Raw genomic sequence first — 10,541 nt, 5'->3', positions numbered from 1 at the left:
TTACTCTTCTCTATACGTTCTTCTGCTTCTCTTACTAAAAATGACATTTTGCCTCCTCTTTCGTATGTACTTATCTTTTCATTCTATCATATATGTTTCTTTCTGCCTATTATGCAATGGTCTTTATATATGGGTCCTAAATCTACTTTTAATGAAATATAAAAGTTAATATAACTAAAACAATACATGCGATAAATTAGAAAGAGGTTATAGAAAGACATTATATCTTGAAATAATGATAACCTCTTCTTCAATTTATTGTAATTTGAGATTTTAAAATTAATTCCATAAATAGATTTTTTTTTTCAAAAAGAGATTTGAAATTATTTTTCCAAACTGCTTTTATATTTTCCATAAGATAGATAATAAATTGTGCATATTACTAGGCAAATTAAAGCGTACTTTATGGTTATGGCAGGGTAACTAAATAATATCTGTCCTGCTAATAATATGGCTACCATTGGAATCCAGGGAATAAATGGACATTTAAAATTTCTTTTTAAGTCTGGTCTCTTATATCTTAGGTATATTGTGCTAAAGCATATAACTATAATTATCAGCAATATAAAAAATGTGCTAAGTTTTACGAGTTCCTCTAACTCCATTGTAGCCCCTACTATTCCCATTAATGAACCAACTATTACAGTAGATAAGTATGGAGTATGATATTTTTTATGAATTTTTTTAAATATAGAAGGCAACAAACCATCTTTTGTAATCGAATATATCATACGAACAATAGCATATTGATGTACAAGTATTACCGATGTGATTGCTGCTACAGCACCTAATTTAACAAATATTAAAAAGATTGGACTGTTCATTTTTTTTACAGCAATTGCAAATGGTTGGGCTGTGTTTAAGTCTTTATAATTTACAACTCCCGTAAGCACTGCTCCTACTAAAATATAGGTTATAGTAGCTATAATAATTGCTCCAATTATACCTATTGGTAAGTTTTTTTGTGGATTTTTGGTCTCCTGTGCTGCTGTACAAACAGAATCAAATCCGTTAAATGCCAAAAATAATATGGACACTCCCGCAATCACACCTGAGAACCCATATTCTCCAAAAGTTCCAGTATTCTCTGGTATAAAAGGCACCCAATTGTTAAAGTCTATTTTAGTTACGCCAATCGCAATAAAAAGGAATAAAATAGCCATTTTTATAAATACTATAATTGCATTAATAACTGAAGAACCTTTAGTTCCTCTATACAAAACTAGCATAGTAGCTATAGATATCAAGAAAGCCGGTAAATTAAAAAATGCTTTCTTCATTTCTCCATTAGAATCACTGTATAAATGCCCTGTTACATGCATAAATTTTTCTGGCAGGTAAATATAGTAATGCTCTAGCAAACCTACAAAATAACTTGACCATCCATTTGCCACAGATGCTGCAGCTAAAAAATAAGCCAGCACAGAAAAACAACCTATCAACCAAGCTGGCAATTCTCCAAGTGTAGCATATGCATAGGTATATGAACTTCCTGATACTGGTATCATAGATGCAAATTCTGCATAACATAATCCTGCACAAATACAAATAACTCCACTAAGAGCAAAGGATAAGACTATGGCCGGTCCAGTATGATTAAAAGCAGCGGTCCCAGTTAGTACAAAAACTCCACCGCCAATAATTGCTCCTATTCCAAGTAGTATCAATTGAAAAGCTCCCATGCTTCTGATTAATCCTTTGGATGAATCAGCCTCGTTACGTAATTTTTCAAATGACTTTTTTCTAAAAATTTCTTTAATATTCATCGTTTAGCTAGGAATGGTAAAATATTTGCTGATATGAATATAGATGAATAAGTGCCAAATGCAATACCAAATGTTATTACAGCACTAAAGCTCCTTAAATTTTCACCACCAAAAATCCATAAAGAAATACAAGCGACAAAAGTTGTTAAAAATGTCATTATAGTTCTTGATAAAGTTTCATTAATGCTCTTATTGATCACTTTGGCAGTAAGATAACATTGATTATTACCAGATGCATTTTCTCTTATACGATCATAAATGACTACACTATCATTTACAGAGTATCCAATAATTGTTAAAATTGCAGCAATAGATGTCAAATTAAATTCATATCCAGTAAATACAAAAAAACCTATAGAGGCTGTTAAATCATGTATTAATGATAATATTGCACCTATGCTAAATTTCCAGTTAAATCTTACTAAGATATAAATCATTATAACAAACAAAGACCAAAAAAATGCAGAAATAGCTTTTTTAACCAAATCATCAGAAATTTTTGGCCCTACAAAATCAATTTTGAGAAAATTAGCTTTTTGATCTAGTTGCAATATTTCAAATTTTATTTGATCTGTTATTTTTATGTTGCTATTTTCTACATTCTGTAGGCGTATAACCAAATTTTCACCAGATTGCTGTAAAACAATATCATTGTATTTAGTGGATAAAACACTTTTAATATTATTAGAGTTTTTTGAGGTTAATTCAATTATTACTCCACCTTTAAAATCAATACCTAAATTTAGCCCATTGTAGAAATATCCTACAATAGTAATTATTGTAAAAATAATGCTGAATAAAAAGCCGTAATTTCTATAAGAATAAAAATCAAAAAATTTTGAAAACATGTTTGGCTATCTTTAATATTGGTATAGCTCTATATGATCAAACCATGTATACATGTGGGTGTAAAAATCTATAATTGACCAAAAGATTAGGTTACAAGATACATAATAGTTTAAAAATGTCAATTTATGAATTGTAACGCATCGTTTATATTACAATCCAAAAATAACAGTAATAAGCTAAAAGCCAGATGATTTATCTATAATGAAAATTGTACCATTTATTGATTTCATGTAACAATACTTTTCAAATTTTTATTATCTTGAAAAAAAAATGATTGAATATATCATGATAAAAGAAGGTATTTATTTTGTTTATATGCATAATATTTTTTCAGTAGATTTTTTTTCAAATAATAAGTTGTTGCTATATGTGTCAATAGAAATTCTGTTGATAATGTTGTTCGGTTTTATTGCAAATAAAATTATTAGTAAATTTTATCGTAAATTTGAAAAGGTAGAAAGGGGTGGGAATGTTTATAAAATAGTAATTTTTTCAATCAAAACTCCCCTGAAGATTTTAATATTGGTATTAGTTGCATCATATATAATTATATTAGCAAATAAATTTTTAAATTTTGATATATTACATTCTATTTTGTTTGCCAGAAAAATTGTATTTATATTTTTATTTGGATTATTTGCGTTTAAGCTAATACATGAATGTGAATTATATGCTCAAAAAAAGAGTTCCCTTGCTAATAGAGTTAATATGCCGGTTAATATACCAATTGGAACTTTTTGTAGAATATTAAAAATTATCGTTATTTTCTTTGCTTTACTAACCTCAATTGAAACTTCTGGAATTAATATAACTGGAGTACTTGCGTTTGGTAGTGTGAGTGGCATAATACTTGGTTTTGCTTCAAAAGATTTATTGGCCAATTTTATTGGAGCAACTTTAATATATCTTGATAAACCTTTTGAAGTAGGTGATCGTATTCGTTCTCCAGACAAAAAAATAGAAGGAATTGTGGAATCAATTAGTTGGAGGCTTACAAAAATTAGTACATCTGATAAACGCCCTTTATATGTGCCAAATTCTGTTTTTAACGATATAGTAATAGAAAATACTTCAAAGATGCCACATATGAGGATTAAAGAAATTATAGGAATTAGATATTGCGATATTGCTGTTGTGACAAAAATAATTGATGATATAAAAAATATGCTTTTAAAACATGAGGAAATTGCCTCAGATCAAACCTTAATCGTCAATTTAACCCAATTTAATCAATCTTCTGTTGATTTTATGATCTACACATTTACTAAAACCACCGATTCAATTGAATATCAAGAAGTCAAACAAGATGTGTTACTAAAAATTAATGAAATAATTGGTAAAAATAACGCTGAAATGGCTTTTTCCACTAAAACAACTTGCATACAATGTAGTGTACCGCTATAAACAGAGATAGAAGATGAAGTTATCAATGAAGCAAATATCCTTAAGAGAAAAAATAGGCTCTATGCTGATGTTTGGCTTCAGTGGGTCTAGACATTCTGACAATGGAGTTCAAGAAATAATACGAGATATACAAACTTATAACCTAGCTGGTGTGATATTGTTTGGGTATAACATCATTTCTCCAAAACAATTGAAGGATTTGACTATATTATTTAAAAAAATTAGTGCCAAGTTATTCATAGCAGTAGATCAAGAAGGGGGAGTAGTACAAAGATTAAATGCAAAAAAAGGGTTTGCTGATACTAATTCAGCTAAAAATATAGCAGAAAATTATACCTACAAAGAAGCTTATAAGCTGTACGAAAACATGGCTATAATGCTTAAAGACAATGGTATAAATTTTAATTTTGCACCATGTGTTGACATCGACTGCAATCCTCAATGCAGCGTTATTGGAGGCTTAGAAAGGAGTTTTGGGCATGTTCCTAATCAAGTAATTGAATACTCAAAGCAATTCATAAATGCCCATAAAAAACATAATATAATTTCTACACTAAAACATTTTCCAGGGCATGGTTTTGCCCAAAATGATACACACAAAGGTTTGACTGATACAACGGACTTAGCGAATATAGATTTAGAACTAAAGCCATATAATGATTTACTCTCATACTCCACGAATACGGTAGTTATGACAGCGCATATTATTAATCGCAATTTAGATGAAAAAGGTTATCCAGCAACGTTATCTAAAAAAATTATAACAGGTATATTAAGAGAAACTCTTAATTTTCAAGGAGTAGTTATCACTGATGCCTTAGAGATGGGGGCAATAAGGAATTATTACTCTTTAGAAGATGTTGTTTATCTCTCAATAAATGCTGGTAACGATATTTTAGTTTTTACAAGAAATTCTGCCAGTTTCATTAATTCCGAAGATAATGATTCTTGGGAGACTACACCTCAAAAAATTGTAAATATTATAGAGTGTGGGGTGTTGAATGGAACAATTTCACAAGGTAGAATAGAGGAATCGTACTCACGCATTATGCAGCTTAAAAAGCTACTGGAATTTAATAATGCTAAAATAAATTGAATTTAATACATCATATGAATATAAAAATTACTCCAATATTACTAGCTGGAGGTGAAGGAAAGAGATTATGGCCACTTTCTAGAAAAAATTACCCTAAACAATTTATTGATATAAAAGATGGGATTACCCTATTTCAAAATACATTTGCTAGAATTAATGACCATAGTCTATTTAATCCTCCTTTAATTATTTGCGGAAAAAATCATCAATGGCTAATAGAAGATTCATTGAAAAAATTTAAAATAACCAGATATACAATTATTTTGGAACCTGATTCTAAAAATACTGCTATAGCCGTTACAGTAGCTTCGCTATTGCTGAAAAATAAAGAGCAATTAATGCTTGTTTTACCCATAGATCATCACATAAAAAATCAAGATGATTTTATAAAAGATATAAGTTTTTTGAGTAAAAAAATTGATAAATTAATCATCATATTAGGTGCTAAATTTAGTGAAGCCAATCAGGGATTTGGTTATGTTCAGAAGGGAGATCAAATAAAAAATTCCCCCTTTGTTAAGGCAATAAATTTTATTGAAAAACCAGATATTTTATCAATGCAATCCTTAAATCCAAAAGACTATTTATTAAATATGGGAATTTTACTAGCTTTTCCAAAAATAGTAATAAGTGAGATGGGAAAATATGCAATGGATTTATTAAAATATGCTGAAAGTGCTTTAAAAAAAGCAACAGTGAAGCAAAATATAGTTGAACTAGGAGGGGAATGTTATAAATTTTGTCCAAATATATCAATAGATAAAGCCTTATTAGAAAAGACAAAAATGATGGCAGTATACCCATGCGAATTTGATTGGTTAGATATTGGCTCATTTGCTTCGTACACAGCTCTTGCACCAAAGGATATGCAAAATAATGGATTAATTGGAAATGGAGTATTTTTAGATAGTGAAAATTGTTATATTAACTCAGAAAATGCATTGACTGTAGCAATGGGGCTGAAAGACATCAATATTATTTCAACTAAGGATGCAATACTGGTAATTCATAAGGATAAAGTTGAAAGAATTGAAGATATTATTAGATTTTTGCAAAAAAATAATTTGCAAGAATTAATAGATGGAAACAAAGAATACAGACCTTGGGGATATTATGAAAATTTAATTGTATCTGATGGCTATAAAATAAAAAAAATAGTTGTCAATCCTAAAGGAATATTATCTTTGCAAAGTCATGAATTTAGAGCTGAGCAATGGACAGTCATTAAAGGTATAGCTACAGTAACAGTAAATGAAAAAGTTTTTAATTTAACCAAAAATCAATCTACGTACATTCCTATAAAAGCTAAACATAGATTAGAGAATCAATATAATGAAATATTGGAAATATTAGAAATCCAACTTGGAGAGAAATTAACAGAGGACGATATACATAGGTATGATGATATATACGGAAGAGTCTAATTAAAATCATTTAGCATTACGCGAGATATAGAAGAGCCAGAATTCAACTTCATGTATTACTTCTACAATACAGGCTCAACTTTACATTATATTCCAAAATAAATTAAAACTAAATCAAGGTAAAAATACGACTTTTCTGTTGTGGAAAAATTAGCCTGACACAGTTTAATTAATATTTCCTATTTGCTTAATTTCTATTTCAAATAAATCTATATATAGTGGTGGAGGCAAACGGATTCGAACCGATGACCCTCTGCTTGCAAAGCAGATGCTCTACCAACTGAGCTATGCCCCCAATATGGAGCGGGCGAAGGGAGTCGAACCCTCGACCCCAACCTTGGCAAGGTTGTGCTCTACCACTGAGCTACGCCCGCTCTTTAGATATAACAAGATAAAATATACCTAAAATAATATTAAATGCAATCTAATAACTTTGCCAAAGGCATTTATTAAACGTAAACTGATATAACATATTATATAATGCTTGTCACAAGATTTCTAATATGCTACCAGTTGGTAACTAAAGCTAGGGGTGCACGCTGACATAGTGCGCGTGCTGAGAAATACCCTTTGAACCTGAAAAGGCTAATACCTTCGGAGGAAAGTTTATGATCACAGAGAAAGAAATTTGGGGCGTATTTCAAAAAGTTCACCAAGATAATCCACTAATTCAGAGTATAACAAATTTTGTTGTGATGCAGCACACAGCAAATGTACTTCTTGCAACTGGAGCGTCACCTATAATGTCTAATATATGTGATGAGTTTAAGGAGCTGTATAAAGCCACTAAAGCCATATCAATTAATATTGGAATGCTAGACCCATTATGGGAAAAAAATATTATAGATTCATTAATTATATCTAAAACCTATGAATTGCAGGTAGTCTTTGATCCAGTTGGAGCTGGAGCAACAAAATATCGAACTAATTTTTCAAAGAAAATTATTAATGAATTTGGTATCAACGTTATCAGAGGCAACCCTTCTGAAATTTTATCTTTGGCTCCAATTGCAAACATAGGAGATGCTACTATATCTAAAGGAGTGGATAGCTGTATCGAATCAAATAAAGTAGTGGAGTCCGCAAAGGCAATAGCTCAAATGTATCATACTGTTGTAGCATTAACAGGCAAGGATGATTACATTACTGATGGTAAACAGGTATATAAATTATGTAACGGAAGTATATTAATGCAAAAAGTTACTGGAATGGGATGCGCATTAGGTTCATTTATTGCAAGTTTTGTCGCAGTTGAAAAAAATTATTATAATGCAACAGTTGCAGCGGTTGCAATTTATGGAGTGGTTGGTCAAATTGCAGCAAAGATATCATCAGGGCCTGGTTCCTTTCAACAAAATTTCATTGATACTTTGTATAACTTGAGAGAAGAAGAATTTTTAAAAAATCTAAAAATTTCCAGATGTTAAGAGGTATTTTAAAGCTATATTTGATCACAAATCGCAATAAAAAAATATCTGATATAGAATTTTTAGATTTAATAGAGCAAGTAATTTTAGGTGGTGTCACCTCAATACAATTGAGGGAAAAAAATTTAGAGTTTGAAAAATTTTTAAAATTAGCTAATCAGTGCAAAGAAATTACTGAAAAATATAACATACCTCTATTCATCAATGATAACTTAGTTATTGCAAAAAAAATATCAGCTTATGGCGTGCACGTTGGTCAGAGCGACGCTTCATTACAAAATGCTAGAGAGTATTTAGGAAGCAATTTTATTATTGGAATTTCGATTAATAACCTAACTCAATTACATGATAAGCAAAATGAGTATGCTGATTATCTTTCCATAGGTCCTATTTTCCCAACAAACACAAAAGCTGATGCAGAAAAACCTATTGGCATAGAAGCGCTTTCGTTATTGACCAGTAATAAGAGCAAACCGATGATAGTAATTGGTGGGATAACACTTGATAATATTCACACATTGATGAGTTCAGGGTCGGATGGATTTGCAATAAGCTCAGCTATTTTCAATCACAAAAATCCAAGATTCATAGCTAATAAATTTAGACTGACAATTAATGAAATATAAATGAATTTTTCTGAAGAACGTATCATAGAAATGTTAAAAGGATATAATTTACCAACTGGAGTGCTTGGTATCGGTGACGATTGCGCAGTAATACCAAATGATGCCAATAACTCATGGCTAATATCAACTGATGCATTAGTAGAAGATGTGCACTTTTCTATAAGCACTATTTCTTCAAAAGATCTAGGTTCAAAATCAATTAGTGTAAATATAAGCGATATTGCGGCAATGGGTGGTGTGCCAAAATTTGTATTTATATCTTGTGCAATACCAAACCACTTAGATAACATCTTTATAAAAGGATTTATATCGGGAATTAAAGAACAAACAACAAAACATAATATCCATTTATTAGGTGGAGACACAACAGCATCCAAATCAAAATTTTTTATTTCTGTAACAATCATTGGTGAAGCAAATAATAATAAAATTAAATATAGATCTACTGCAAAAATAGGAGATTACATATGTATAACTGGCATGCCTGGAGCATCTGCAGCAGGATTAGATTTAACAAAAAATATACAATCACTTATATGTGAAGACGACAAATACCTAATAAACAAACATATTGCTCCACATATTTATCTTCAAGAATCTCAATATTTAGCAAACTTTAGTAGTATCCATGCCATGATAGATTGTTCTGATGGTCTAAATAAAGATATAAGCAGAATCTGTAAGCAATCAAATTGCTCAGCAAATATTAACGTTGATAAGATACCTATCGATGATAAATTACAAAGAGTGTGCGCAAATAAAAATTGGGATTTATATAAATTTTTACTAACTGGTGGAGAGGATTATTATTTAATTTTTACTATAGATTCTAGAGATTTTGCAGATATACATGGGCAATATTTCAAAAAATTTAATAAAAAATTTCACTGCATTGGAAGTGTTGCAGCCAAAAGTGATGAGGAGATTTTATACTTTAAACACGGAGTTAAATATACAAACCCATATCAAGATTTCAAGCACTTTTAATTATGAAAAAATATATACGAGCATTGAGTATTGCAGGCTTTGACAGTAGCGGTGGAGCAGGAATACAAGCTGATTTAAAAACTTTTTCTGCTTTAAATTGTTACGGAATGACAGTACTCACATCATTGCCAATTCAAAACACAACTGGAGTATTAAAGATTTATGACTTACCTAATGCATCAATAGCTGAGCAAATAAGCGCCATTATAGAAGATATTGGTGTTGATGTAATAAAGATTGGTATGTTACACAGACCTGAAATAATTGAAATTGTGCATACTAAATTGATTGAATGTTCTACTATACCAATAATAACCGACCCTGTAATGTTTGCAAAAAGTGGAGATTTATTATTGCAAGAGGTAGCTCTAGAATCTCTAAAGAGCAAAATATTGCCCATTTCTACAATTATTACTCCCAATATTTATGAAGCGCAATATCTGTCAGGGCTTAAAATTATTTCTAAAAATGACATGATTATAGCTGCGAAAAAAATTTCTATATACTGCTTAGGTTTTATTGTAATCAAAGGTGGTCACCTAGAGAAAGAAGCAGATTGTTGGGATTTATTATATGATTGTAAGAATCAAAAATCTCATTGGTTTTCAAATAAAAGAATCCAAACAAAAAATTTACATGGAACTGGGTGCACATTCTCTGCCGCAATTGCATCTTATATAGGTAATAAATTTTCTGTTTATGAGTCAGTAAAGAATGCAAATTTATATATTAACAAAGCGATTGTGAGTGGTTCTAAATATAAATTAGGGAAGGGTTCTGGTCCTGTAGATCATTTTTATTTTATGGAGGAAACTAAGTGCAGATAGGAAGCATAAATATTAGATAGCGTATAAATAGGAAAAGTGCTAACCTTTGACCTAAAACAATACAGGTATCAAATGGATTTTGAAATAATAGTAAGAAAAAAAGAAAAAGGCGAGGTAGTATCAGAGAGGCTAATT

At 30.3% G+C, this 10,541-nt stretch carries 9 protein-coding genes, 2 tRNA genes and 1 riboswitch; of the genes, 7 read left to right on the top strand and 4 right to left on the bottom strand.

The features are described 5' to 3' along the window. Positions 1 to 323: 323 nt before the first annotated feature. Entirely contained in the window at positions 324 to 1,766 is a 1,443-nt protein-coding gene (locus L8D11_RS01160; protein ID WP_236869846.1) for an amino acid permease, read from the bottom strand. After that, positions 1,763 to 2,614 carry a protein translocase subunit SecF gene (secF, locus tag L8D11_RS01155; protein ID WP_236869845.1) on the bottom strand — a complete coding sequence of 284 codons (852 nt, stop codon included), beginning with the start codon at positions 2,612 to 2,614 and terminating at the stop codon, positions 1,763 to 1,765. Before secF ends, L8D11_RS01160 begins: the two co-directional genes overlap by 4 nt. Before the next feature lie 316 nt (positions 2,615 to 2,930). Between secF and L8D11_RS01150 the strand changes: the two genes are divergently transcribed. Genes L8D11_RS01150 through L8D11_RS01140 form a run of 3 tightly spaced genes read left to right on the top strand, consistent with a single transcriptional unit; the run spans position 2,931 to position 6,539 of the window. Then, positions 2,931 to 4,019, top strand: a complete 1,089-nt coding sequence (locus L8D11_RS01150) for a mechanosensitive ion channel family protein (protein WP_236869844.1) — start codon at positions 2,931 to 2,933, stop codon at positions 4,017 to 4,019. Between the two features lie 25 nt (positions 4,020 to 4,044). Further along, positions 4,045 to 5,115, top strand: a complete 1,071-nt coding sequence (locus tag L8D11_RS01145; protein WP_236869843.1) for a glycoside hydrolase family 3 protein — start codon at positions 4,045 to 4,047, stop codon at positions 5,113 to 5,115. Positions 5,116 to 5,129: 14 nt separating this feature from the next. Beyond that, complete coding sequence (locus L8D11_RS01140) at positions 5,130 to 6,539, top strand: mannose-1-phosphate guanylyltransferase/mannose-6-phosphate isomerase (protein WP_236869842.1); 1,410 nt, start codon at positions 5,130 to 5,132, stop codon at positions 6,537 to 6,539. Between the two features lie 219 nt (positions 6,540 to 6,758). On the opposite strand, the gene L8D11_RS01135 is transcribed toward L8D11_RS01140, so the two are convergent. Both L8D11_RS01135 and L8D11_RS01130 read right to left on the bottom strand, forming a co-directional pair. Then, positions 6,759 to 6,834, bottom strand: a tRNA-Ala gene (locus L8D11_RS01135). 4 nt (positions 6,835 to 6,838) lie between these two features. Then, a tRNA-Gly gene (locus L8D11_RS01130) sits at positions 6,839 to 6,913 on the bottom strand. A 144-nt stretch (positions 6,914 to 7,057) separates the two neighbouring features. Beyond that, positions 7,058 to 7,159: riboswitch (TPP riboswitch) on the top strand. Here L8D11_RS01130 and thiM point away from each other — a divergent pair. The 4 genes from thiM to thiD all read left to right on the top strand — a co-directional run bounded on the left by thiM (position 7,148) and on the right by thiD (position 10,406). After that, complete coding sequence (gene thiM / locus L8D11_RS01125; RefSeq protein ID WP_236869841.1) at positions 7,148 to 7,966, top strand: hydroxyethylthiazole kinase; 819 nt, start codon at positions 7,148 to 7,150, stop codon at positions 7,964 to 7,966. Its footprint overlaps the riboswitch before it by 12 nt. A 20-nt stretch (positions 7,967 to 7,986) precedes the next feature. Then, the gene (thiE, locus tag L8D11_RS01120; RefSeq protein WP_236869840.1) at positions 7,987 to 8,592 is read left to right on the top strand and encodes a thiamine phosphate synthase; all 606 of its coding nucleotides are present in this window, start codon (positions 7,987 to 7,989) and stop codon (positions 8,590 to 8,592) included. Beyond that, complete coding sequence (thiL, locus tag L8D11_RS01115; protein ID WP_236869839.1) at positions 8,593 to 9,579, top strand: thiamine-phosphate kinase; 987 nt, start codon at positions 8,593 to 8,595, stop codon at positions 9,577 to 9,579. A gap of 2 nt (positions 9,580 to 9,581) precedes the next feature. Then, positions 9,582 to 10,406: a bifunctional hydroxymethylpyrimidine kinase/phosphomethylpyrimidine kinase gene (thiD, locus tag L8D11_RS01110; RefSeq protein WP_236869838.1), complete on the top strand. Its 825-nt coding sequence runs from the start codon at positions 9,582 to 9,584 to the stop codon at positions 10,404 to 10,406. The last annotated feature ends 135 nt before the right edge of the window (positions 10,407 to 10,541 follow it).

Origin of the sequence: Candidatus Bandiella numerosa, assembly GCF_021811875.1 — a bacterium.
GTDB classification, from domain to species: Bacteria; Pseudomonadota; Alphaproteobacteria; order Rickettsiales; family Midichloriaceae; genus Aquirickettsia; species Aquirickettsia numerosa_A.
Note: the sequence above shows the minus strand (reverse complement) of the source record. Positions and strands in the feature narration are given on the sequence as shown.